The 23,115-nt window shown below is 54.1% G+C and carries 22 protein-coding genes and 4 tRNA genes; 9 read left to right on the forward strand and 17 right to left on the reverse strand.

Going from position 1 to position 23,115, the window contains the following annotated elements; genetic code table 11:
• Nucleotides 1-32: 32 nt before the first annotated feature.
• The 3 genes from rhtC to pldA form a co-directional block, all read right to left on the reverse strand.
• Nucleotides 33-653: a threonine export protein RhtC gene (gene rhtC, locus ACFX4O_RS22455; protein ID WP_131412609.1), complete on the reverse strand. Its 621-nt coding sequence runs from the start codon at nucleotides 651-653 to the stop codon at nucleotides 33-35.
• A 60-nt stretch (nucleotides 654-713) separates the two neighbouring features.
• Nucleotides 714-2,540 (reverse strand): ATP-dependent DNA helicase RecQ, encoded by a 1,827-nt coding sequence (gene recQ, locus ACFX4O_RS22460; RefSeq protein ID WP_380211352.1) that lies wholly within the window; start codon nucleotides 2,538-2,540, stop codon nucleotides 714-716.
• A gap of 67 nt (nucleotides 2,541-2,607) precedes the next feature.
• The gene (gene pldA, locus ACFX4O_RS22465; protein WP_131412613.1) at nucleotides 2,608-3,477 is read right to left on the reverse strand and encodes a phospholipase A; all 870 of its coding nucleotides are present in this window, start codon (nucleotides 3,475-3,477) and stop codon (nucleotides 2,608-2,610) included.
• Nucleotides 3,478-3,636: 159 nt separating this feature from the next.
• Here pldA and yigI point away from each other — a divergent pair, with 159 nt between their 5' ends.
• The 4 genes from yigI (at nucleotide 3,637) to ACFX4O_RS22485 (ending at nucleotide 5,999) form a co-directional block, all read left to right on the forward strand.
• Complete coding sequence (gene yigI / locus ACFX4O_RS22470; RefSeq protein ID WP_380211354.1) at nucleotides 3,637-4,104, forward strand: acyl-CoA thioesterase YigI; 468 nt, start codon at nucleotides 3,637-3,639, stop codon at nucleotides 4,102-4,104.
• Nucleotides 4,105-4,159: 55 nt separating this feature from the next.
• Nucleotides 4,160-5,056, forward strand: coding sequence for an EamA family transporter RarD (gene rarD, locus ACFX4O_RS22475; RefSeq protein ID WP_131412615.1), 897 nt, complete (start codon nucleotides 4,160-4,162; stop codon nucleotides 5,054-5,056).
• Between the two features lie 132 nt (nucleotides 5,057-5,188).
• Entirely contained in the window at nucleotides 5,189-5,614 is a 426-nt protein-coding gene (locus ACFX4O_RS22480) for a hypothetical protein (protein ID WP_380211356.1), read from the forward strand.
• Nucleotides 5,607-5,999 (forward strand): DUF2628 domain-containing protein, encoded by a 393-nt coding sequence (locus tag ACFX4O_RS22485; protein ID WP_380211358.1) that lies wholly within the window; start codon nucleotides 5,607-5,609, stop codon nucleotides 5,997-5,999. Before ACFX4O_RS22480 ends, ACFX4O_RS22485 begins: the two co-directional genes overlap by 8 nt.
• 36 nt (nucleotides 6,000-6,035) lie before the next feature.
• Here the strand turns inward: ACFX4O_RS22485 and corA are convergent, their stop codons facing one another.
• From corA to ACFX4O_RS22525, 8 genes are all read right to left on the reverse strand, one after another.
• A complete protein-coding gene (gene corA, locus ACFX4O_RS22490) occupies nucleotides 6,036-6,986 on the reverse strand; it encodes a magnesium/cobalt transporter CorA (RefSeq protein WP_017459737.1) in 951 nt (316 codons plus the stop codon).
• A gap of 153 nt (nucleotides 6,987-7,139) precedes the next feature.
• Nucleotides 7,140-7,196 carry a YsgD/CorL family protein gene (ysgD, locus tag ACFX4O_RS22495; RefSeq protein ID WP_353609977.1) on the reverse strand — a complete coding sequence of 19 codons (57 nt, stop codon included), beginning with the start codon at nucleotides 7,194-7,196 and terminating at the stop codon, nucleotides 7,140-7,142.
• 148 nt (nucleotides 7,197-7,344) lie between these two features.
• Nucleotides 7,345-9,507, reverse strand: coding sequence for a DNA helicase II (uvrD, locus tag ACFX4O_RS22500; RefSeq protein ID WP_380211360.1), 2,163 nt, complete (start codon nucleotides 9,505-9,507; stop codon nucleotides 7,345-7,347).
• Nucleotides 9,508-9,556: 49 nt separating this feature from the next.
• A complete protein-coding gene (gene yigB / locus ACFX4O_RS22505; protein ID WP_131412623.1) occupies nucleotides 9,557-10,273 on the reverse strand; it encodes a 5-amino-6-(5-phospho-D-ribitylamino)uracil phosphatase YigB in 717 nt (238 codons plus the stop codon).
• The gene (xerC, locus tag ACFX4O_RS22510) at nucleotides 10,273-11,175 is read right to left on the reverse strand and encodes a tyrosine recombinase XerC (protein WP_380211362.1); all 903 of its coding nucleotides are present in this window, start codon (nucleotides 11,173-11,175) and stop codon (nucleotides 10,273-10,275) included. Before xerC ends, yigB begins: the two co-directional genes overlap by 1 nt.
• Nucleotides 11,172-11,879, reverse strand: a complete 708-nt coding sequence (locus tag ACFX4O_RS22515) for a DUF484 domain-containing protein (protein WP_131412627.1) — start codon at nucleotides 11,877-11,879, stop codon at nucleotides 11,172-11,174. The genes xerC and ACFX4O_RS22515 overlap by 4 nt, the downstream gene beginning before the upstream one ends.
• Nucleotides 11,876-12,700: a diaminopimelate epimerase gene (dapF, locus tag ACFX4O_RS22520; RefSeq protein WP_380211399.1), complete on the reverse strand. Its 825-nt coding sequence runs from the start codon at nucleotides 12,698-12,700 to the stop codon at nucleotides 11,876-11,878. The genes ACFX4O_RS22515 and dapF overlap by 4 nt, the downstream gene beginning before the upstream one ends.
• A gap of 36 nt (nucleotides 12,701-12,736) precedes the next feature.
• A complete protein-coding gene (locus ACFX4O_RS22525; RefSeq protein WP_131412630.1) occupies nucleotides 12,737-12,940 on the reverse strand; it encodes a lipoprotein in 204 nt (67 codons plus the stop codon).
• A gap of 137 nt (nucleotides 12,941-13,077) precedes the next feature.
• Here ACFX4O_RS22525 and cyaY point away from each other — a divergent pair, with 137 nt between their 5' ends.
• Complete coding sequence (cyaY, locus tag ACFX4O_RS22530; RefSeq protein ID WP_131412632.1) at nucleotides 13,078-13,398, forward strand: iron donor protein CyaY; 321 nt, start codon at nucleotides 13,078-13,080, stop codon at nucleotides 13,396-13,398.
• Between the two features lie 34 nt (nucleotides 13,399-13,432).
• Here cyaY and cyaA read toward each other — a convergent pair whose 3' ends face one another.
• Complete coding sequence (gene cyaA, locus ACFX4O_RS22535) at nucleotides 13,433-15,976, reverse strand: class I adenylate cyclase (RefSeq protein ID WP_380211365.1); 2,544 nt, start codon at nucleotides 15,974-15,976, stop codon at nucleotides 13,433-13,435.
• A 311-nt stretch (nucleotides 15,977-16,287) separates the two neighbouring features.
• On the opposite strand from cyaA, the gene hemC reads away from it, so the two are divergent.
• The 4 genes from hemC to hemY are packed head-to-tail and all read left to right on the forward strand — an operon-like array spanning nucleotide 16,288 to nucleotide 20,347.
• Entirely contained in the window at nucleotides 16,288-17,229 is a 942-nt protein-coding gene (hemC, locus tag ACFX4O_RS22540; RefSeq protein WP_380211367.1) for a hydroxymethylbilane synthase, read from the forward strand.
• Nucleotides 17,226-17,966: a uroporphyrinogen-III synthase gene (gene hemD / locus ACFX4O_RS22545; RefSeq protein WP_380211369.1), complete on the forward strand. Its 741-nt coding sequence runs from the start codon at nucleotides 17,226-17,228 to the stop codon at nucleotides 17,964-17,966. Before hemC ends, hemD begins: the two co-directional genes overlap by 4 nt.
• A gap of 21 nt (nucleotides 17,967-17,987) precedes the next feature.
• Nucleotides 17,988-19,148 carry a uroporphyrinogen-III C-methyltransferase gene (gene hemX, locus ACFX4O_RS22550; RefSeq protein WP_380211370.1) on the forward strand — a complete coding sequence of 387 codons (1,161 nt, stop codon included), beginning with the start codon at nucleotides 17,988-17,990 and terminating at the stop codon, nucleotides 19,146-19,148.
• A gap of 2 nt (nucleotides 19,149-19,150) precedes the next feature.
• Nucleotides 19,151-20,347 (forward strand): protoheme IX biogenesis protein HemY, encoded by a 1,197-nt coding sequence (gene hemY / locus ACFX4O_RS22555; protein ID WP_131412642.1) that lies wholly within the window; start codon nucleotides 19,151-19,153, stop codon nucleotides 20,345-20,347.
• A gap of 609 nt (nucleotides 20,348-20,956) precedes the next feature.
• On the opposite strand, the gene ACFX4O_RS22560 is transcribed toward hemY, so the two are convergent.
• The 5 genes from ACFX4O_RS22560 to ACFX4O_RS22580 all read right to left on the reverse strand — a co-directional run bounded on the left by ACFX4O_RS22560 (nucleotide 20,957) and on the right by ACFX4O_RS22580 (nucleotide 22,895).
• Nucleotides 20,957-21,033 (reverse strand) — tRNA-Pro (locus ACFX4O_RS22560).
• Nucleotides 21,034-21,071: 38 nt separating this feature from the next.
• Nucleotides 21,072-21,157: transfer RNA gene (locus ACFX4O_RS22565), tRNA-Leu, on the reverse strand.
• 28 nt (nucleotides 21,158-21,185) lie between these two features.
• Nucleotides 21,186-21,261, reverse strand: a tRNA-His gene (locus tag ACFX4O_RS22570).
• Nucleotides 21,262-21,330: 69 nt separating this feature from the next.
• Nucleotides 21,331-21,407: transfer RNA gene (locus tag ACFX4O_RS22575), tRNA-Arg, on the reverse strand.
• Nucleotides 21,408-21,509: 102 nt separating this feature from the next.
• Nucleotides 21,510-22,895, reverse strand: coding sequence for an amino acid permease (locus ACFX4O_RS22580; RefSeq protein WP_131412644.1), 1,386 nt, complete (start codon nucleotides 22,893-22,895; stop codon nucleotides 21,510-21,512).
• Between the last annotated feature and the right edge of the window lie 220 nt (nucleotides 22,896-23,115).

Consider the following 23,115-nt stretch of genomic DNA (forward strand, 5'->3'; position numbering starts at 1 on the left):
GAGCCGGATAACTGCTATCCGGCTTGTGCTGCTTAGCGGGAAATAATCAGGTGGATACCAAAACCGGCAAACAGTGCACCCGCAAAACCATCAATCCACTTCGCCAGACGCTGATAACCCCGACGAATTTTCGGTAAGGCGAACAAGCTGGCCACCACGGTAAACCAGGCGAACGTTTCCACCGCAATCAGCATAAAAATACCCCAGCGCGCGCCAGCGCCCACGCTATCACCGACGAACAGTGAAAACACCGAGCCAAAGTAAATGATCGCTTTCGGGTTGGCGAGATTGGTCAGTAACCCTTTGATAAAGCTGCGCCCGCTGGCGGCCAGCTCAACCTGAGGCGCGTCGCTGCTTTGCGGATCTTTTTTCAACGCGCCGCGCAACATCTGGTAGCCCATCCAGCATAAATACAGGCCACCGCCGACCATAATGATGTTATGCAGCCACGCCATTTTTGCGAGGATCAAATTCAGGCCGAGCAGCGCCACGCCCGCCCAAATCATCACACCGGCGGTAATGCCAAGCACGCCCATCATCGCTTCTTTGCGCGAGCGGCTCACGGCGGTTTGTGACACGAAGAAGAAGTCGGGGCCGGGGCTCATCAGCGCAACAATATGCACCAGCGCCACGGTGAGAAATAGCATCAACATAGATAACTCGCGGGAAATAGTTCAGTGGGTCACTATCCTCCCACTTTTTTCGCAGACTGACTACTCTTCTTCGCCGTCCACATGGGCGCGGATCAATGCCATAAACTCCTGGCCGAAACGCTCGAGTTTGCGCGTTCCCACACCGTTGACGCTGAGCATTTCACCCGGCGATAGCGGCATCTGTTCGGCCATTTCAATCAGCGTCGCATCGTTAAATACCACGTAAGGCGGAATGTTCTCTTCATCGGCAATCGCTTTACGCAACTTGCGCAGCTTGGCGAACAGCTTGCGGTCATAGTTGCCGACCGCCGCTTTCTGCATCACTTTCGGTTTCAGCGCCACCATACGCGGTACCGCCAGCATCAGCGGCACTTCACCACGCAGCAGCGGGCGCGCCGCTTCAGTAAGCTGCAACGCAGAATGCTGGGCAATGTTTTGCGTGGCGAAGCCCAGGTGAATGAGCTGGCGGATCACGCTCACCCAATGTTCGTGGCTTTGCTCACGGCCGATACCGTAGACCGGTAATTTGTCATGACCAAACTCGCGGATGCGCTGGTTATTCGCCCCGCGCAGCACTTCCACCACATAACCCATGCCGAAACGCTGATTCACGCGGTAAATAGCCGACAGCGCTTTTTGCGCGTCCTGTAAGCCGTCGTACTGGCGCGGCGGATCGAGGCAAATATCGCAGTTACCGCAGGGTTCCTGGCGACCCTCACCAAAGTAATTAAGCAGCACCAGACGGCGGCAGGTTTGCGCTTCGGCAAATGCGCCCATCGCATTGAGCTTGTGCCGCTCGATATCCTGCAACGGCCCGGCGGGTTTCTCTTCCAGGCAGCGGCGCAGCCACGCCATATCCGCCGGATCGTAAAACAGCATCGCTTCCGCAGGCAGGCCATCACGCCCGGCGCGACCGGTTTCCTGATAATAGGATTCGATATTGCGCGGAATGTCGAAATGCACCACGAAACGCACGTTAGGCTTGTTGATGCCCATCCCAAACGCGACTGTCGCCACGACAATCTGCAAATCGTCGCGCTGGAACTGTTCCTGCACGCGCGCCCGCACCTCATTTTCCAGCCCGGCATGATAGGCCGCTGCGCTAAAACCGCGACTTTGCAAACGGGCGGCGGTGTCTTCAACTTTCGCCCGGCTGTTGCAATAAACGATGCCGCACTTGCCGCGCTGCTCCTGCACATAACGCAGCAGCTGATCGAGCGGCTTAAATTTTTCCATCAGCATATAGCGAATGTTCGGGCGGTCGAAGCTACTGACCTGAATCAGCGGATCGTTAAGCCCCAGCAAACGCTCAATGTCGCGGCGGGTTGTGTCATCGGCGGTGGCGGTCAGCGCCATAAACGGCACAGAAGGCAGCATCTGGCGCAACTGGCCCAGCGCGGCGTATTCCGGGCGGAAATCGTGCCCCCACTGGGAAATACAGTGCGCTTCGTCAACGGCCAACAGCACCGGGTTCCACTGGCGCAGTTGATCGAGGAAGTTGTCGAGCATCAGGCGCTCGGGGGCGATATAGAGCAGGCGAATCTGGCCGTTGCGACAGCCGTTGATAACGTCAAATTGCTGTTCACGGCTCTGGGAAGAGTTCAGGCACGCCGCCGCAACACCGTTTGCCAGCAGCTGATCGACCTGATCTTTCATCAGCGAGATGAGCGGTGAAACCACTACCGTCAGGCCATTTAGCACCAGCGCCGGGATTTGGTAGCACAGGGACTTCCCACCGCCGGTTGGCATCACCACGAGGCAGTCGCGGCCGCTCAGTACGGTGTCGATAATATCCTGCTGGCCCGGGCGGAATTGCTGGTAGCCGAAGGTCTCTTGCAAAACCTGTTTCGCCAGCGACTCCTGATTCAATACTTCCGCCTGTGCCACTCTGACCCCGTTTACCTGAAATAAAAACAGGCGCTATTTTCAGCGCCTGAGAGAGAAACTGCAATGCTTAAAACAGATCGTTAAGCATCACGCCCACGCCGACACGTGTCTGATTGAAATTGTAGTCAATCAACGATTCGCCGTACCCGCTGTAGACCTGCGTATAAAGGCGCACGTGTTTGGTAACAGGATAGCTTAGCCCGATTTCCGCGCCGCCGTAGCCGGTATTCCAGTTATATTGGCCTTTTGCGCTGAGGATCGCATCGCCCAGTTGATAACCAATTTTCAGTTGGTAATAGCCCATATATTTGGTGATATCCGGGTTGTCATCAACCGATCCCACCACATACCAGGGTTTCACTTCCACCAGCCAGTTGCCGCTTTGCGCCATCAAGCGCGTATAGACGCGGTTCCAGCTGCGTGAAGTCGGGTCGGAACGCCCGTTCGAATCGTGGTTAAAGCCAAACTCCACGTCGCGCAGCGTCCAGCCAGCAAACTCGTAATCCGTAGCGAAACCGAGAAACAGTTGCGGTTCGTAGTTGGTTTCACGGAATGGAGAAGACTCTCCGCTGTTTGACAACTGCCACCAGGATTTTTGCGTGTAGGAACCACCGAACACCGAGTTTGGCCCCAAAATCCCGCGCCAGAGAGGGAACGCCAGGCTGAGCTGGAACTTCACTTCATCTTTGCGCGCATTATCTGCCCAGTTATAGGAGCGAATCGCTTCTTTGTTTATATCGCTGGTATCGGTGTAGATAACGTAGTTGGATTCATAAGGATAGAGCGTGAACGGATTGTCGTGCTCCTGTAATAAATTGGCGATGATGCTACCGCGCACGGCTGGTGCATCATGAACTTCTTTTACCGTCGCTTCTTGTGCGTAAGCCATAAACGGCAGTGCAAGCACTGCGAAAAACCAACCCAGAGAGGTCCGCATCGGTTTGCTGCTCCAAATCATATTGTTGAATTGACGAATTTCCCCGCAAGTATTCTACATATTTATTGAGTCACTGCTCATGTATCGGTTCCGAAAGTGGAAATCAACAAACGATAAGCATAATATCAACATTTCATTAACTCATCGGATCAGATAGCCATGTCAGTTGTTCTCACAGCGGAAGAAGTCCTGAAAACGGTCGGCGACATATTCGTTTATCACATGCCATTTAATCGTGCGTTAGGGCTGGAGCTGGAGCGCTATGAAAAAGAGTATGCGCAGTTGAGTTTCAATAACCAACCTATGATGGTCGGCAACTGGGCGCAAAGCATTTTACACGGCGGCGTGATTGCCTCCGCGCTGGATGTTGCTGCTGGTCTGGTTTGCGTGGGCAGCACGTTAACCCGCCATGAAACCATTAGCGAAGAGGAGCTGCGTCAGCGTTTAGCACGGATGGGTACGATCGATTTACGCGTCGATTATCTGCGACCAGGTCGCGGCACGCGCTTTACCGCCAGCAGCAGCTTGCTGCGCGCGGGTAATAAAGTTGCCGTCGCGCGCGTAGAGTTGCACAACGAAGAGCAGCTCTATATCGCCAGCGCGACCGCCACCTACATGGTGGGGTGAGCCCGCCATCAAAATCGGGTACCATGAGAATTCATTTCAGCTAAGAGTTATCCCGATGGATGCAAAACAGACGCGGCTGGGCGTGCTTCTCGCCCTGGCCGCTTATTTTATTTGGGGCATTGCCCCGGCTTATTTCAAAGTGATCTGGTTCGTTCCGGCCGACGAAATTCTTACGCATCGCGTGATCTGGTCTTTCTTCTTTATGCTGGCGTTGATTAGCGTGAGCCGTCAGTGGCGCAGCGTGAAAGCCCTGCTGCAAACGCCGAAAAAGATCCTGCTGCTGGCGCTCTCTGCCGTGCTGGTGGGGGGAAACTGGTTACTGTTTATCTGGGCGGTAAACCATAACCATATGCTGGAAGCCAGCCTGGGCTACTTTATTAACCCGCTGGTGAATATTCTGCTGGGGATGCTGTTTTTGGGCGAGCGTTTCCGTCGCATGCAGTGGCTGGCGGTGCTGCTGGCAGCTATCGGTGTGCTGGTTCAACTGTGGACATTTGGCTCGCTGCCGGTCATCGCACTTGGCCTGGCCTTTAGCTTTGCTTTTTACGGCCTGCTGCGCAAAAAAATTGCGGTGGAAGCACAAACCGGCATGTTGATAGAAACGTTATGGCTACTGCCGGTGGCGGCGATTTGGTTGTTCGGCATTACCGACAGCCCGACCAGCCATATGGGGCAAAACAGCCTGTCGCTTAATCTGCTCTTAATGGCTGCGGGTATCGTAACCACGGTGCCGCTGCTTTGCTTTACCGGTGCGGCAACGCGTCTGCGCCTGTCAACGCTCGGCTTCTTCCAGTACATTGGCCCGACGTTGATGTTCGTGCTGGCGGTGCTTTTTTACGGCGAACATCCCGGCGCGGATAAAATGGTGACCTTCGGCTTTATCTGGGTTGCGCTGGCTATCTTTGTACTCGACGCGGTTTATACGCAGCGCGGTTTACGCAAAAAAGTCTGATGACACTTATGGGCGGAATATCCGCCCCAATACCTACAAAAATTTAGAGGTAAGGTTTTACTCAATCGCGTAATGGGCAATGGAATGCTATGTTTGCCCCTTCGTCATTATGTTATTCAGGATGAATCAACAATGATCCGCAGGATTTTTTTGCCGTCGGGCAAAACGTGCCTCGCGCGTGGGCCATATATCCTTATCTTTTTACTTCTGCATATTCTCTTTTTAATTGTCGCCTTTAATGTGGCCGAACTGCCTATTCTGCCGCTGGTGTGCTTCCTGCTTTACACCTATTTAAAGCTAAATATTAACGCGCAACGCTGCCGAGATAGCGGCGCAAAAGGCCGCTATGTGGTCATTCTTTCACTGCTGGTCTACCTGGCATCGCTGGCGGTTGCCGCCACCGGTGTTGTCAGTGATGTAGAGTGCGTGAGCTTAGGTATCAGAATCTATTTCGGCTACGACGTGCTGGTCTTTTTCGTCTTTATGCTCGCACCGACGCAGCTAAAACAAATTCATTCGACGGACCAAGTGTCTATTTCAGGAGGGGAAAATGAGTAACATCAACACTTATGATTATAAAAGCGACCCGTCATTAAGCGACAAATGGAAGTATCGTTTCGCATTCTATGAGAAGAATGGCTACCCCTCTTTTTGGGGGATGAGCCCGGCATGGAAAAACGCCTATAAAGAAATGACCTTTGGGCAGAAGATAAAAGTCTCTTTCAATTTCTTCGCCTGGTTTTTTTCTATTATCTATTTGCTGATCCTTGGCTTGTGGAAGAAAGCCCTGTTAGTTTTAGTTATCAACGTTGTCGTTATCGTGGTTGCGCTTATTTTTAACCTTGGCTTCCTGGGTTATATGGTCAACGCTGTCATCGCCTGTCGTGCCAATATTTGGTATTACGATCTAAAAGTGAAGGGCAAACAGGACTGGAGCCTGTAATAAAAAAGGTTCAGCGCAATGCTGAACCTTTTTGTTTTATAGCCAGTTACGTCGCTTGAAGTAGAGATAAGGCGCGAGCCCCGCGAGGATCATAAAGATGATTGCGCCAGGGTAGCCAAAGCTCCAGTGCAGTTCGGGCATAAACTCAAAGTTCATGCCGTAGCTGGAAGCCACCAGCGTCGGCGGCAGAAACACGACCGATACCACCGAGAAGATCTTGATGATGCGGTTCTGCTCGATATTGATAAAACCCATCGCCGCCTGCATCAGAAAGTTCACTTTCTGGAACAGGGATTCGTTGTGCGGCAACAGGGATTCGATATCGCGCAGGATCTCGCGCGCCTGCTCAAGCTGGCCCGCAGGTAAACGTGCCTTACGCACCAGGAAGTTCAACGCGCGCTGGGTATCCATCAGACACAGGCGCACCTTCCAGCCGATATCTTCCTGTTCCGCCAGCGTCGAAAGCGCGTCGTCGTACTCGTCGCCCTGCTGGCCTTCCATAATGACGCGGCTCAGCTTTTCCAGATCGCTGTAAATGTTTTCGATTTCATCCGCCAACTGCTCAATTTTGGTTTCGAACAGATCCAGCAGCAGTTCATAAGCGTTGCCGTCGACCATCTCCTGGCTACGGGCGCGCATACGATACAGGCGAAACGCCGGCAGTTCGCGTTCACGCAGGGTGAACAGGCGACCTTCGCGGATGGTGAATGCTACGGTTGAGTTTCCTGCGTGATCCTCTGCATCTTCAAAAAAGAAGAAGGAGTGAATGTGCAGGCCGTCTTCGTCTTCAAAAAAACGCGCCGACGCTTCGATGTCTTCCAGTTCAGGTCGGGTGGCCAGGTTCTGGCCCAATTCCGTTTGCACGCGGGTACGTTCTTCATCGTCCGGCTCGACCAAATCAACCCAAACAGAGCTGGCGAGGTGCTTGATTTCGTCAGCCTCAAGGCGGGTTAAACGATTGTTTTCCAGTTGAAATGCGCTCAGCATAGCCGGGACTCCCAATGCAAAAAATATCGGACAGTTCGGTGGGCACACAAAGAAACAAATTGGGTTTCAGACCATTAAACAGCCTGACTCAGCGCGACGGGGATACAGCGGGTCGCTGACAACCTCTAAGGCCATCAGCATGAGGAGATAGCCTTAGGAGTTGTTCCTGAAAACCAGGAAATTGAGCCAGTATCTACTGGGTGTGTCCAAGGCGAATGTCCTCTTAGCGTGATCGTGCGCGCATGTTACGCCAGCACTCAGAAGGCGTCAACACGCAACGAAACGCTAAAGAGCAATATTTGCCCTTCAGCGTATAAGGCTAGCAGAATATTACAAAATAATGATACTTTTCTGAAAGTTACACAGTTTCGAGCTTGGCGTAAGCCGCCACCAACCATTTAATACCCTGCCCCTGGAAAGCTACCTGTAAACGGCTGTGCTCGCCGCTGCCCTCCATATTTACCACCGTGCCTTCGCCAAATTTGGCGTGGCGGACGCGCTGACCAAGTTTAAAGCCAGTGTCGCTCTGCGCAACCGGCGTACCCATGCGCTGATGACTAACCGGTCGGCTGATGCTGGCACGCAGACGCACCTCTTCCACACACTCTTCCGGCAGCTCGCCAATAAAGCGCGACGGGCGGTGATACACCTCTTTGCCATACAGGCGGCGCGTTTCCGCATAGGTTAAGGTCAGTTTTTGCATGGCGCGCGTCACACCGACATATGCCAGACGGCGCTCCTCTTCCAGCCGCCCGCCTTCATCCAGTGACATTTGGCTGGGGAACATGCCCTCTTCCATGCCGACAATAAACACCTGCGGGAACTCCAGACCTTTCGCCGAGTGCAGCGTCATTAACTGCACGGCATCTTGCCAGGTATCTGCTTGCCCTTCACCCGCTTCGAGTGCGGCGTGGGAGAGAAATGCCTGCAGCGGCATCAAATCTTCGTCTTCTTCGTTGTAGCTGAACTGGCGCGTGGCGGTAACCAGTTCCTCTAAGTTCTCAATACGCGTCTGGCCCTTTTCGCCTTTTTCCTGCTCGTACATCATGCGCAGGCCGGAATCGCTGATCACCCGGTCGGTTTGCACATGCAGCGGCATATCCGCCGTTTCCTGTGCCAGCGCGTCAATCAGTTCGAGGAAACGTTGCAGCGCGCTCGCCGCACGGCCCGCCAGCGCTTTCTCTTGTAATAACTCGCGCGTCGCTTGCCATAACGTCAACTGGCGATCGCGCGAGGTTTGGCGCACCACGTCCAGCGTACGGTCGCCGATGCCGCGCGTTGGCGTATTGACCACGCGCTCAAAGGCGGCGTCATCATTGCGGTTGGCGATCAGGCGCAGGTAGGAGAGCGCATCTTTAATTTCCTGACGTTCGAAGAAGCGCATACCGCCATAAATCCGGTACGGCATGCTGGCTTGCAGCAGCGCCTCTTCCAGCACGCGCGACTGGGCGTTGCTGCGATAAAGAATGGCGCATTGCGTCAGTTGCCCGCCGTTATCCTGCCAGGCTTTAATGCGATTGACGACATAACGCGCTTCATCCAGCTCGTTAAAGGCGCAGTAGAGTGAAATCAACTCACCGTCGACGCCATCGGTCCACAGCTTTTTACCCAGACGCCCGTTGTTGTTCTCAATCAGGGCGTTCGCCGCGCTCAGGATATTGCTGGTCGAACGGTAGTTCTGTTCCAGACGAATCGTCTGCGCGCCGGGAAAGTCCTTCAGGAAGCGCTGGATATTTTCCACCTGCGCACCGCGCCAGCCGTAAATGGACTGGTCATCGTCACCAACGATCATCACTTTGCCGGTATCGCCCGCCAGCAGGCGGATCCACGCGTATTGAATGTTGTTGGTATCCTGGAATTCGTCCACCAGGATATTGGTAAAACGTTCGCGGTAGTGCTGCAAAATATGCGGCTTGTTGAGCCACAACTCATGGGCGCGCAGCAGCAGCTCGGCGAAATCCACCAGCCCGGCGCGATCGCAGGCTTCCTGGTAGGCCTGGTAAACCTTCTGCCAGGTTTGTTCCACCGGGTTACCGAAACTTTGAATATGGTGCGGACGAATGCCTTCGTCTTTCTGGCCGTTGATGTACCACATCGCCTGGCGAGGCGGCCATTGCTTCTCGTCAAGGTTCATCGCTTTGATCAGGCGTTTGAGCAAACGCAGCTGATCTTCACTATCCAGAATCTGGAAATCCTGCGGAAGATTGGCGTCCATATGGTGCGCGCGCAGCAAACGGTGCGCGAGGCCGTGGAACGTGCCAACCCACATCCCGCCCTGCGAAGTGCCCATCAACTGGCCGATGCGATGACGCATTTCCGCCGCCGCTTTGTTGGTGAAAGTCACCGCCATAATCGAGTATGGCGAGCAGTTTTCCACGGTCATCAGCCAGGCGATACGGTGTACCAGAACGCGCGTCTTACCGCTCCCCGCCCCTGCCAGCACCAGCATATTGCTGCGCTCGGCGGCTACGGCGTCGCGCTGTTTGTCATTGAGGCTGTCGAGCAGATAAGAAACGTCCATTGGCACCGCCGCGAAATATTACTGGGAATTTATACAGAACAGCTGGTGATTATATCAGCGTAGTGAGGGATGCCAACCGCGAAATTTCCACATGCGGCAGTAACCGGCTGTCGCTGGCTTGCAGCAGATCTGCGCCTTCCGGCTTGATCCAACAGGCCTGCATGCCGCAGCGAACCGCCCCGGCAACGTCAGTGGTCAGATCATCGCCCACATGCAAGATATCGCCAATCGCCACGCCGAGACGCTCAGCCGCCAGGTGATACATATCGCTAAACGGTTTTGAGCGACCATCCGGCCCGGCACGCAACACGAATTCAAAGTAGTCGCCCAGGCCGAACAACTCCGGCTGCGCGTTACCGTTGGTGATCGCCACCAGCGGCCATTTTTTGGCGAGCTTCGTCAGTGTGTCGTGGGTTTCCTCCGGCACATCAATGCGGCTGCGCCATTTGGCAAAATTGACCATCGCGGCATTCGCACCGGCAGCCGCTTCTTCTGCTGTCAGACCAGCATCCAGCATCGCGCGTTCAACGGCGCGCCGCCGCCACTCGGTGACATCGTGGTAAATATCTGGTTCGGTTTCCCGCAGCGACTGGCGCAGACGATGGAATTCTTTGTTTTCCAGGTTGTTTAACGCCGGGTGATAACGCTGCACAAACGCCAGCGCTTCCTGTTCTGTTCGCTGGATAACCAGCCGGTTGTCGTAAAGGGTGTCGTCCAGGTCGAAGGTGATCGCGGAGATCTGACCTAATGGGCGGTAAAAACGCATTATTTCCCCCGTTTGGCGCGCGGGTGCGCCGCATCGTATACCGAAGCAAGATGTTGAAAATCAAGATGAGTATATATCTGAGTGGTGGACAAATTGGCATGACCGAGCAGTTCCTGTACGCCGCGCAGATCGCCGCTCGACTCGAGCATATGGGTGGCGAAAGAGTGGCGCAGCTTATGTGGATGCACGTGGCTGTTCAACCCTTGCTTAATACCCCATTCAGCGAAGCGCTTTTGCACATTGCGCGCCGAGATGCGTTTGCCAAGCTTCGACAGAAACAGCGCATCGTCTTGTGCGCCAAACAAACCGCGTAAATCAAGCCAGTGCTCAATCCAGGCAACCGCGTTGCGGCCAATCGGCAAACGGCGTTCTTTGCTGCCTTTACCCAGCACCCACACTTCGCCACTTTCCAGATCCAGATGCTTAATATCCAGATTCACCAGTTCAGACAAACGCAGACCCGCGCCATACATCACTTCAAGCATCGCGCGATCGCGCACGGCGAGCGGATCATTAAGATCGATATCCAGCAGCCGATTAACATCATCAACGTCGATGTTTTTCGGCAAATGTCGTGGCGCTTTTGGCGTGGAAATGCCTTTCGCCGGGTTAGCGGGCAACTCACCCTGGCTGACCATCCAGTCAAAGAAACTGCGCAGCGCCGAAAGCCGTAGCGCCAGACTCGCGGCGCCCAGCCCTTTGCGTCGGCTGCGCACGGCAATGGTACGCACCATCGCAGCGTCACATTGTTGCCAGCTTTTCAGACCGGTTTCTTCGGTCAAAGCAATAATGGCATCAAGCTGACGCTGATAATTTAAAAGTGTGATAGGGCTGAGCTGGCGTTCAACGCTAAGGTAGCGCAGAAAACGGGTGACGAACGAAAACAGCGGAGAATCGGTCATACGCGCTCAATCCAGCGCTCCAGCAGATCCGGCAACATCTGCGCGATCTCTTCCAGCAACTGGGTGCCTTGTCCCTGTTGATAATGATGAACATCACGGCTGCTGAATAACACAACGCCCAGTGAACCATCCTGCCCCATGAGCGACATCGCGACGGAACCTATCGCTTTTGCTTCTGGCAACAGCAGCAGCAACTCCGGCCCGTTGAGCGGCCCAAGATAGTGATGCTGCTGGCCAAGACGCTGAATGCGCAGCGGTTCAAACGCCTGCCGGGAGAGCGCCAGATGGGTAAACTTCGACGGCGCGCCAAGGCGCCAGCGATCGGGAAACAGGCGGATAGTGGCGCCAGCCAGCCCTAAGTCACGCGCCCAGCGATGGAAACGGTTGAGCAACTCGTCGAGGCTCGGCGCTGATGCGAGCCGCCCCTGCAAACGCAGCAGGCGATAGAACAGACCTTCGTTAACGCTGGCCTGCTCCATCAACAGCGTCATGTTCTCTTCCAGCGCATTGATGTGATTGCGCGAACGCGCCATGTGCCATTCCACCAGCGAAACCGTGTCGCGCACCGCATGCGGTACGCGCATCTGTTCCACCAGCCGCGCATTGCGGATAAAGAAATCAGGGTTACGCAGCAGATAATCAATGACCTCGCGGTCATCCAGCTGTGTAAATGTGTCCTGTAGTTCTTCCCCTGGCTGCTTCATAACTGAATAAACCCGTCGTAGACATGTGTCGCCGGGCCAGTCATATACAGTGGTTGGCCCGGGCCTTTCCATGCGATATCAAGTCGACCGCCTGGTAACTCCACGCGAACATTTTCCGCCAGCAGCCCCTGCGAAATACCAACAGCGACAGCCGCGCAAGCACCGCTGCCGCAGGCCTGGGTTTCCCCGGCACCGCGCTCATAAACGCGCAGGCGAATGTTGTCCGGTTTAACGACTTGCATAAAGCCGATGTTCGCACGTTCAGGAAAACGTTCGTGGCTTTCCAGAACCGGCCCCAGCGTTTCAACGGGGGCGGTATTAACGTCATCCACCTGAATCACGCAGTGCGGGTTGCCCATCGAGACAACGCCGCACAATATTGTTTGCTCTGCCACGCGCATAATATAGGTCTTTTCCGTTTTGTTCGCGCGAAACGGCACCTGCGATGGTTCGAAGTTCGGCTCGCCCATGTTCACGCGCACTAACTCATCTTCCGTTACGCTCAATACCATACGACCGTTCGCCGTACTGACGCGGATATCACGTTTATTGGTCAACCCTTTCAGGCGAACAAAACGGGCGAAGCAGCGCGCGCCATTGCCGCACTGCGACACTTCGCTGCCATCGGCGTTAAAGATCCGATAGTGAAAATCAAGTTCAGGATCGTAGGGAGGCTCAACCACCAGCAACTGGTCGAACCCTACGCCAAGATGGCGATCCGCCAGACGACGGATCAGCTCCGGGGAAAAAAAGACATTCTGCGTTACCGCGTCGACGACCATAAAATCGTTGCCAAGGCCATGCATTTTTGAGAACTGCATCATCTACTCCATTTGCGCGGATACAGAACGGTAACGTCAGTAATTCACCTGCGTCGGCGAGCCATCATCGCCACGATCGTTTTTATCCGGCGTGGTCGGCTGAATCGTGCTGGTTTGCGTTTTGGTTGGCGGCGGCGCGCTTTTATCTGCGGGCGGGAAATAGAGTGGGCCTTTCAGACCACAGCCCGTCAGGCTAAACAGAGTCAGCAGTACGGCCAGCGTGCGAAACACATCTTTCATTATAAGTTGCCTGTAAGTTCGTTCTTTCTGCTTTCTATCATCGCAGGAGAAGACACAAAAGCAAGAGTTTGCGCGTTTAGGGCATCGGGAAATGTTTCGCGTTATACTGCTGCCATCATAAAAAACGGGATAAGAGAATGAACGACAGTGAATTTCATCGCCTCGCCGACGGCCTGTGGCTGACCATCGAAGAACGCCTGGATGACTGGGACGGCGACAGTGATATCGACTGCGAAATCAACGGCGGCGTGCTGACCATCAGCTTTGAAAACGGCAGCAAAATCATTATTAACCGTCAGGAACCGCTACACCAGGTCTGGCTGGCAACCAAGCAAGGCGGCTACCATTTTGACCTGAAAGATGACGAATGGATATGCGATCGCAGCGGTGAAACGTTCTGGGATCTGCTGGAACAGGCGGCGAGCCATCAGGCGGGAGAAACAGTCAGTTTCCGCTGAAATTTATTGCCCGGAGAAACGCCGGGCAAACTGCTTAGGAGAAGTACTGCTGCAGCAACGGCGCGTCGTTATCCTGATTTGCCGGTGTCGCGGTGCTGATTGCCTGATTACGGAACGGAATCACCTGCGCACGCCCTTCAACATTCACAATCTGGTAGAACTGCGGCAAGTTAAAGTTGATAAAGCTCGAACCGTAAGTAAAGCGATCGTGAGATGAAGAATAGAAACGGCTGACATCGCGCACCAGCTCTTCTTTGCTGCCTTCGCAGTGGTGATAGACTTCCGCGCGATTGCTCTCATCCAGAATATAGATGTTAAAGCCCTCTTCGCCGGTCTCTTCAAAGAAGAATTGAATAATCCCTTCGCTGGCAAAACCATCCACTACAGCAGGTAATTCAACGTGATTGGTTTCCACCTGCACCGAAAGGCCATGCAGCTTGTTGTGAGAAATCGCGCCGTAAAACTCAATCGCGTTTTCCAGCTTCTGCACAGAGACATTCAGACGTTCAAAGAACAGCCCCCAGGTTTGACCGGCAACACGCAACGCTTTGAAACGCCCGGTTTCCTGGCGCGTACTGGAGAGGCGTAGTTCAATACATTCTGACACCAGCTGTTGTACACGCGTGCGAATAAGGCCGCGTAAATGCTGGCTATAGCAGAACACTTCGACGCTATCCGGCGGCGCGGCATCCTGATGCATTTTACCCAGGATGGTTTTCAGCGCTTCGATCATCGCCTGCTCGCCGTTGAAATGCAGAGTTCTGACTTCATTCCACGAGTTGCGATAGAGCAAATCTACGCTACCGACGAGGCAATTTTGCTGCTCGCCAAAGCTGAACACATCGAGTTTGCGGAAATCAAAATGCACCACCTGGTTACGGAACGCCGCAGTTGGGTCGTACTCCAGGTTAACGATGATCGCCAGGTGACGGATTTCGCAAGGACTGTAGAGCGCTTTTGGCGTCGGCGCAGGCAGCCGCAGCGGGAAGTGATGGGAAACATCCGCCACCATCTCCTGCAACTTCGGCAGATCAACAATGCCGTTACCTTTAATAAACAGGTGCGTACGCGACGTCAGCAGACCGTTAAACCACGCCCAGGCAACCAGCTTATTAAGGTAGCGGTTATATTCCAGCGGCTGGTGGCTAACGATCGAATCCATATTTGGCGCGCGGTTGTAAAGATACCAGCCCGTACGGTTGGCGCGGCCCGGCGGCACATGGATAAAGGTTAAATTCGGTTCGGAGAGATCCGGTGAAATTTGCGGGTTCACCAGCGTCACTTTACCCGGCAGCGCTTCAAACGCCGCGTACAGCTTACGGGTTAATACGCCGATATCTTGCGGGCTGGCAGAAACGCTCAGATTGTTACGGCGCGCAAAGCGAATCAGGTTGCGGTAACTCTGCATCATCGCGTCGAGCAGTTCGTTGTGCGCTTCGCGAACCTGATCGATTTTCCAGTTCGCGCGGTTATCCAGCATTGCTACACGCGCATCATCCCAGCCCCACTCTTTCACCAGTTGCGAAATCACTTCACGACGCCAGCCAACGCAGGCGCGCTCGCGACTCAGTTTCTCGCACACTTTTAAATAGAAACATCGACGAGCAAGATCGAGACGCGCGGTGTCTTCAATCGCAACCAGATACTCCGTTACACGTTCCAGCATCATGCAGTAGTGATCGAGACCAAACGAGACAATTTCGCCATCGTGCAGACGCTGTTTGATATCTTTCGCCAACAGACGCGTGTTGGGATACTCCCAGGAATAGGCTTCCAGTAGCAGCGTTTTCAACACCGCTTTGTACGGGGAGTCGATGCTTTTATATAGCTGCCACAGACTGGCACCGAAATACTCTTCCGCCGAAAGGGAGCTTAGGCCTCCCAGATCCAGCCATTCGTTTGGCGTTAAAACACCTTGTGCATAGAGCGTCATGACGTAATCGTCGTAATGCTCTTCTTCGTCTCCCGGCACCATATTCCATAGAATACGTTTACCGGCCAGGCGTACGGCGGTGCGGTAAAATTCGTCAAGCAACAGGATATGCTGCGTAGAACCGCAGTCTTCACCGCCGAGGCTGCCACTTTCATTGTGGCGGAAACGGTTTTCATCAATCAGGAAGAAGCTCACTTCAACGCCGAGCGAGGCCGCCCAACTTTCCAGCAGGCTGCATTTACGCTGCAACAGCTGGCGCTCTTCATTATCAAGCCAGGATTGATGACAGACCCAAATATCGAGATCCGAGGAACAGCTTTGCCCAACCGATGAGGTACTGCCCATAGAATAGACGCCGGTGATCGGCAGCTCGCCTTTTGGCGAAACCTGCGACGGCATGCCACGGTGCAGTTCGAGTTCGTTCAGGTAGTGAAGTTGGTTTTCATCAGGCGTGTAAAAGCAAATGCCCTGGGGAACGTTACCTTCAAGGTAGCCCGGCATCAGCGGATGGTGGTAATGCAACAATGTAGGCAGCAGACTGTAAACCTGCTGGAAAGCAGGCCCCATGGCAGCAAGCGCGCGATCCACACGCAATTGATTGATGGCATCCAGTCTCTGTTTCAGAGTCTCAATATAGAGGTACAAGACATATCGCCTGATGTTTACAGAAAATCCAAAATAGCCGTCACCTTTTTCCGTCCTTATCTTTATAGGGGTAGCGACGAAAAAATGGTCTAAAACGTGATCAATTTAACACCTTGCTCATTGACCGTAAAGAAAGATGCGCTACAAACCAGTGTAGCAGCAAACACTCTCTGTAAAGTCCGAATTACAGCCCGATTGCGCCTGCATTGCAGAGGTATTGCCTTCTCGCACCCATGCAATCTACCGCGAGCACTGACACCCTAATGCAACAATGTTAGGATGGTCAACGGACGATAACGACGGTAACAAGCATGTTAGACAATGTTTTAAGAATTGCCACACGGCAAAGCCCTCTTGCGCTCTGGCAGGCACAATACGTTAAGGAACGCCTTGAAGCGAGCCACCCGGGGCTTACGGTTGAACTGGTGCCGATGGTCACTCGCGGAGATGTGATCCTCGATACACCATTGGCAAAAGTGGGCGGTAAAGGCCTGTTTGTCAAAGAACTCGAACTGGCTCTGCTTGAAAACCGTGCCGACATCGCCGTGCATTCAATGAAGGATGTACCGGTCGATTTCCCACAAGGGCTTGGTCTGGTGACCATCTGTGAGCGCGACGATCCACGCGACGCTTTTGTATCAAATCGCTATAACTCGCTCGACGAATTGCCCGCTGGCAGCATTGTCGGCACATCCAGCTTGCGCCGCCAGTGTCAGTTGGCTGAGCATCGCCCGGACCTGGTTATCCGCTCCCTGCGCGGGAACGTCGGTACACGTCTTAGCAAGCTGGATAACGGTGAATATGACGCGATTATTCTCGCCGTTGCCGGTCTTAACCGCCTTGGACTAGGTTCTCGTGTGCGCACCGCGCTACCGCCGGAAACCTCGCTACCTGCTGTTGGCCAAGGTGCGGTGGGTGTCGAATGTCGCCTGGACGATACGCGTACTCGCGCCCTGCTCGCGCCGCTAAACCACAACGACACCGCCGTTCGCGTGAAAGCTGAACGCGCCATGAATACGCGTCTTGAAGGCGGCTGCCAGGTGCCAATTGGCAGCTATGCTGAACTGATTGATGGCGGAATCTGGCTGCGTGGGTTGGTTGGCGCGCCAGACGGTTCCATTATGGTTCGCGGCGAACGTCGTGGCCGCCTGGAGGATGCCGAGCAGCTTGGTATCTCGCTGGCGGAAGAGTTACTGGATAATGGCGCACGCGCCATTCTGGCCGAAATTTATAACGGAGACGCCCCCGCATGAGCATTCTGGTCACCCGCCCGTCCCCCGCAGGGGAAGAATTAGTGAGCCGACTGCGCACACTGGGGCTGGAGGCCTGGAGCTTTCCGTTGATCGAATTTACACCGGGCCGTGAGTTGAGTTCGCTCCCCGCCCGGCTTGCCGCCTTAACCGCAGACGACATGGTGTTTGCGCTGTCGCAACATGCCGTTTCATTCGCTCACGCGCACCTGCAACAACACGGCCTGGGCTTTCCGAACGAACCACATTATTTCGCGATTGGTCGCACCACCGCGCTGGCACTGCACACCGTCAGCGGGATTGACGTGCGCTATCCCTTTGATCGGGAAATCAGTGAAGTGTTGCTACAATTACCTGAATTGCAAAGTGTTCAGGGCAAGCATGCACTAATCTTACGGGGTAACGGCGGGCGAGAAGTGCTGGCGGAAACGCTGGCGGCGCGCGGTGCTGAAGTGGAGTTTTGCGAGTGCTATCAACGCAGCGCGAAATTTTATGATGGCGCGGAAGAGGCGATGCGCTGGCATACACGCGGTGTGACCACGCTTGTGGTCACCAGCGGCGAAATGATGCAACAACTGTATTCACTTATTCCTCCCTGGTATCGGGAGAACTGGTTACTTCGCTGCCACCTGGTCGTGGTAAGCGAACGTCTGGCGCACCTCGCCCGGGATCTGGGCTGGCAGGATATTCAGGTCGCTGACAATGCCGACAACGATGCGCTGCTTCGCGCATTACAATAACTCTCATAATGGGAAGCCATAATGACGGAACAACAACACTCCTCCGCCGAGGTTGAAGAGACCAAAGCGGCTGACGGCGCAACGCCGCCGCCGGAGAAAGCAGAGAAAAACGCACGCGCTAACAGGACCAGCCTTGCACTCAGCGCGATCGCCATCGCGATTGCACTGGCATCTGGCGCAGGGCTTTATGGCTGGGTAAAACAGCAGACGGCAACCCTAAACACCAACAATGGCGAACTCGCCGACCAGATTATTGCGTTACAACAGTCGCAGGATAAGCACCGTGCGGAGCTGGAAGGCGTAATCAAGCAGCAATCCAGCGAGCTTGCAGCGGCCAAACACCAGAACGACGTGCTGGCAAAAGAACTGAATGAAGTGCAGCAGAAAGTGGCAACCATTTCCGGTTCTGACGCCAAAACCTGGCAACTGGCTCAGGCTGATTTTCTTGTGAAACTGGCCGGTCGCAAACTGTGGAGCGATCAGGACGTCACCACCGCGGCGGCACTGCTGAAAAGCGCCGATGCCAGCCTGGCGGATATGAACGATCCGAGTCTTATTACCGCCCGCCGCGCGATTACTGACGATATCGCCAGCCTTTCCGCTATCACCCAGGTGGACTACGACGGCGCCATTCTGAAGTTAAATCAGCTTTCCAACCAGATTGATAACCTGCGTCTGGCGGATAATAACGATGATGATACCCCGATGGATGCGGACAGCAGCGAGCTGTCCGGCTCCATCAGCGAATGGCGGGTAAACCTGCAAAAAAGCTGGCAGAACTTTATGGACAGCTTTATTACCATTCGTCGCCGTGATGAAACAGCCGTGCCGCTGCTCGCGCCGAATCAGGATATCTATCTGCGTGAGAATATCCGTTCGCGCCTGCTGGTTGCCGCGCAAGCCGTTCCGCGTCACCAGGAAGAGACGTACAAACAAGCGCTGGATAACGTCTCCACTTGGGTGCGGGCCTACTACGATACCGATGATGCCGCGACCAAAGCGTTTCTCGAGGAAGTGGACAAGCTGAGCCAGCAAACCATTGCCATGGATTTGCCGGAATCACTGCAAAGCCAGCCAATTCTTGAAAAGCTGATGCAGACACGTGTACGCAATCTGATGGCCCAGCCAGCCGTAGCGTCTGAACAGGCACCTGCCGCCGCCGACGCAGCACAAGGAGAGTAACCATGTTAAAAGTGTTATTGCTCTTTGCACTGCTGATCGCCGGGATCGTGCTTGGCCCTATGCTCGCCGGGCATCAGGGATACGTGCTGATCCAGACCGATAACTACAACGTTGAAACCAGCGTCACCGGGCTGGTCATTATTCTGGTGCTGGCGTTAGTGGTTATCTTCGCTCTTGAATGGGTGCTGCGCCGCATTTTCCGTACCGGTTCGCATACCCGCGGCTGGTTCGTTGGCCGCAAACGCCGTCGCGCCCGTAAACAGACAGAGCAGGCGCTACTGAAACTGGCGGAAGGCGATTATCAGCAGGTTGAAAAGCTGATGTCGAAGAATGCCGACCACGCGGAGCAACCCGTAGTTAACTATCTGCTGGCGGCGGAAGCGGCGCAGCAACGTGGCGATGAAGTCCGCGCGAATCAGCATCTGGAACGCGCCGCAGAGTTGGCGGAAAAAGATCCGATTCCGGTGGAAATCACGCGCGTACGTCTGCAACTGGCGCGAAACGAAAACCACGCCGCACGTCATGGCGTGGACAAGTTACTGGAAATCACGCCTCGCCATCCTGAGGTATTGCGTCTGGCAGAGCAGGCTTATATCCGTACCGGCGCGTGGACGTCGCTGGTAGATATCATCCCGTCGATGGCGAAAGCCAACGTTGGCGACGATGAACATCGCGATCTTCTGCAGCAACAGGCGTGGATCGGCATGATGGATCAAGCGCGTGCCGATCAAGGCAGCGAGGGGCTGAAAACCTGGTGGAAAAACCAGAGCCGCAAAACCCGCCAGCAAGTGGTATTGCAGGTGGCCATGGCCGAACACTTAATTGAGTGCGACGATCACGATACCGCACAGGAGATCGTTCTTGATGGCCTGAAGCGCCAATACGACGATCGCCTGGTATTGGTCATCCCTCGTCTGAAAACCAATAATCCGGAGCAGATCGAAAAAGTCCTGCGCCAGCAAATCAAAACGCAGGGCGATCGCCCACTGCTATGGAGTACGCTGGGGCAATCGTTGATGAAGCACGGTGAATGGCAGGAAGCTTGCCTTGCGTTTCGTGCGGCGTTGAAACAGCGCGCCGACGCGTTTGACTATGCCTGGCTCGCCGACTGTCTCGATCGCCTGCATCAACCGGATGAAGCCGCCACCATGCGCCGTGACGGTTTGTTATTGACGCTGCAAAATAACCCGCCTCACTAACACACTTGATTCGAGTTGCAGGAAAGCTAAAGCACCTGCAACTCGAAGCATAGAGTGTTACGACATAAAAAAACGCCTGCCAGAATATTCAGGCAGGCGTTAAAACAGGTCTTTGACAACTAAATGGGTGCTTCACTCAACGTTATGTCCATGGTGTTTGATGAGGCCGAAGCGACATCTGTCTGTGGACGATAAGCACCGTAAACGGCTCTGCATCATTCCTGAGTTTATGAGGCCTGTAGGCGAACATAAGAGATGGAATGAGCATCTACGCGTGGATTATTGCACATATCGTGCCATAACTGCATTAACTAATGTTACAGAGCGCAACCTTTTAAAATATCAGCAAATTCAGCATTTCTTGCCCCGACACCACGCCTTAGCTGCCTTTCCCAAAATCCAATGTGTCGCCGCATAGCGACAAATAGCAGGCTAATTACTATAGTCATTTAAAATCAGCAAGTTGCATGTCACCGTTAAACGACACAGCAGATGCATATTGTCGTTCAGGAGCAACACAGGCAAAAAAGAGAATGGAAAGGCGCGAAATGTAGAAGAAGTGGCAGGAAAGACAAAAACAAAAAACCCCGCTTACGCGGGGTTCAAAATTGGTCGGCGAGAGAGGATTCGAACCTCCGACCCACTGGTCCCAAACCAGTTGCGCTACCAAGCTGCGCTACTCGCCGTTTTACTGCTTTTTGAATTTTTCGTTCAATCTAAGTTGTGGTGCGAGGGGGGGGACTCGAACCCCCACATCCTAAGGACACTAACACCTGAAGCTAGCGCGTCTACCAATTCCGCCACCTTCGCATTCCACGAAACTTGTACTGCAAAATAATGGGGTGGCTAATGGGACTCGAACCCACGACAACTGGAATCACAATCCAGGGCTCTACCAACTGAGCTATAGCCACCACTGTAAATCTGTTCACGCGGTATCGTGGTATTTCACGAACCACCGCAGCTCAAGCGCCGGGTTTAAATGGCGCGCCCGACAGGATTCGAACCTGAGACCTCTGCCTCCGGAGGGCAGCGCTCTATCCAGCTGAGCTACGGGCGCGTAGCGCCGTTGCGGGGGTGGATAGTACGGACTTCGGGCGCGGCTGTCTAGTGCTTTTTTGAAGAAAATGCGCGTTTGGTTATGCTTTGCGCATTTTGCCTCTTATTCACCCACCCGTTGCGTAACAGCCTGCCGATGGAAGCCAAATACCTTATATGCCACCGTGACCGCAGCAAGGAAGATAATGCCGACAAACAGCGACATACGCGTGTCGTCGTTGAAGCCCATGCCTACCAGCACACAAATAAGAAATGCCATGGTTAACCAGTTTGCCCACGGAAACAGCATCGAGCGGAACGGATGGCTGGCAATCGCCTCTTTATGTGCCTTACGGAAACGCAACTGGCTAATCAAAATCACGAACCACGGCACCATGCCTGGCAATACGCTGGCGCTATAGACGTAAACAAACACCCGCTGAGGGTTCGGAATAACATAGTTCAGGCAGGAGCCGACCAGCAGAATAATGATGGAAATTGTCACACCCATTGCCGGAACGCCGCTTTTGGACACTTTAGCCACCGCCGCCGGCAGTTGGCGGTTCTTCGCCAACGCGTAAAGCATACGCCCGCAGCTGTACATCCCGCTGTTACAGCCGGACAGCGCCGCCGTAAGCACGACAAAGTTAATGATGCCTGCCGCCGCCGTGATACCGATTTTGGCAAAGGTCAGTACAAACGGGCTGCCGTTGGTGCCAATTTCATTCCACGGGAAAATAGTGACGATGACAAAAATGGCGCCCACATAGAAAATCAGAATGCGCCACAGCACCTTGCTGACCGCGCTACGCAGCGTCACTTGCGGGTTTTTCGCTTCACCTGCGGTGATACCAATTAACTCGACACCCTGGTAAGAGGCCACAACGATACAGAGCGCTGTTAAGAAGCCTTTCCAGCCGCCAGCAAAAAAACCGCCATGCTCGGTCAGGTTGCCAAAACCAATCGAGTGACCGCCGTTACCAAAGCCGAAGAAAATTACGCCCAGGCCGACGACAATCATCACAATAATGGTGGTGACTTTGATCATCGCAAACCAGAATTCAATTTCACCATACAAACGTACCGCTGCCAGGTTGGCCAATGCGACCAGCCCCACCGCGATCAGCGCGGGTATCCACTGTGCAAGATCCGGGAACCAGAACTGGACATACACGCCAATCGCGGTGATTTCCGAGATGCCGACCGCCATCCACATAAACCAGTAGGACCAGGCCGTGAGATAGCCAAAGAACGGGCTCATATAGCGATGCGCATAAACCGCAAAGGAACCAGCAACCGGCTCCAGAAACAGCATCTCGCCCATGGAACGCATAATAAAGAAGACGAAAACACCGGCGATAATATACGCCAGCAATACCGACGGACCTGCCCATTTCAGCGTACTGGCGGCCCCCATAAACAGGCCTACGCCTATGGTGCCCCCGAGGGCAATTAATTCGATGTGACGAGACTCCAGACCACGCTGAAGCTCTGGTTTGTTTTCGGCCATAAATCCTCTGTTGTGTTTGCTTCTTTCTTTGCCCGCTCTGCGGGTTATTGTTATGAGTATTTCCTCAGCTCATAACAGGCCATGCTGCACCGACCCGGAGATGGCTGGCGCAAAAAACACCACGGCACTGCAATGAGTGAGCGAATGGTTTCTTAAAATGAGGGAAATGGCAAACGATGTATAAAAAAAACAGGCGTAATGCACAATAAAACAACAAACG

The organism is Kosakonia sp. YIM B13571, from assembly GCF_042788095.1.
In the GTDB taxonomy this organism is placed as follows: Bacteria; Pseudomonadota; Gammaproteobacteria; order Enterobacterales; family Enterobacteriaceae; genus Kosakonia; species Kosakonia quasisacchari.

Bases quoted from the DNA above. Each gene is read 5' to 3' on its own strand.
- rhtC (WP_131412609.1), bottom strand. From the start codon at position 653: ATGTTGATGCTATTTCTCACCGTGGCGCTGGTGCATATTGTTGCGCTG.
- pldA (WP_131412613.1), bottom strand. From the start codon at position 3,477: ATGCGGACCTCTCTGGGTTGGTTTTTCGCAGTGCTTGCACTGCCGTTT.
- yigI (WP_380211354.1), top strand. From the start codon at position 3,637: ATGTCAGTTGTTCTCACAGCGGAAGAAGTCCTGAAAACGGTCGGCGAC.
- rarD (WP_131412615.1), top strand. From the start codon at position 4,160: ATGGATGCAAAACAGACGCGGCTGGGCGTGCTTCTCGCCCTGGCCGCT.
- ACFX4O_RS22480 (WP_380211356.1), top strand. From the start codon at position 5,189: ATGATCCGCAGGATTTTTTTGCCGTCGGGCAAAACGTGCCTCGCGCGT.
- ACFX4O_RS22485 (WP_380211358.1), top strand. From the start codon at position 5,607: ATGAGTAACATCAACACTTATGATTATAAAAGCGACCCGTCATTAAGC.
- corA (WP_017459737.1), bottom strand. From the start codon at position 6,986: ATGCTGAGCGCATTTCAACTGGAAAACAATCGTTTAACCCGCCTTGAG.
- uvrD (WP_380211360.1), bottom strand. From the start codon at position 9,507: ATGGACGTTTCTTATCTGCTCGACAGCCTCAATGACAAACAGCGCGAC.
- yigB (WP_131412623.1), bottom strand. From the start codon at position 10,273: ATGCGTTTTTACCGCCCATTAGGTCAGATCTCCGCGATCACCTTCGAC.
- xerC (WP_380211362.1), bottom strand. From the start codon at position 11,175: ATGACCGATTCTCCGCTGTTTTCGTTCGTCACCCGTTTTCTGCGCTAC.
- ACFX4O_RS22515 (WP_131412627.1), bottom strand. From the start codon at position 11,879: ATGAAGCAGCCAGGGGAAGAACTACAGGACACATTTACACAGCTGGAT.
- dapF (WP_380211399.1), bottom strand. From the start codon at position 12,700: ATGCAGTTCTCAAAAATGCATGGCCTTGGCAACGATTTTATGGTCGTC.
- ACFX4O_RS22525 (WP_131412630.1), bottom strand. From the start codon at position 12,940: ATGAAAGATGTGTTTCGCACGCTGGCCGTACTGCTGACTCTGTTTAGC.
- cyaY (WP_131412632.1), top strand. From the start codon at position 13,078: ATGAACGACAGTGAATTTCATCGCCTCGCCGACGGCCTGTGGCTGACC.
- hemC (WP_380211367.1), top strand. From the start codon at position 16,288: ATGTTAGACAATGTTTTAAGAATTGCCACACGGCAAAGCCCTCTTGCG.
- hemD (WP_380211369.1), top strand. From the start codon at position 17,226: ATGAGCATTCTGGTCACCCGCCCGTCCCCCGCAGGGGAAGAATTAGTG.
- hemX (WP_380211370.1), top strand. From the start codon at position 17,988: ATGACGGAACAACAACACTCCTCCGCCGAGGTTGAAGAGACCAAAGCG.
- hemY (WP_131412642.1), top strand. From the start codon at position 19,151: ATGTTAAAAGTGTTATTGCTCTTTGCACTGCTGATCGCCGGGATCGTG.
- ACFX4O_RS22580 (WP_131412644.1), bottom strand. From the start codon at position 22,895: ATGGCCGAAAACAAACCAGAGCTTCAGCGTGGTCTGGAGTCTCGTCAC.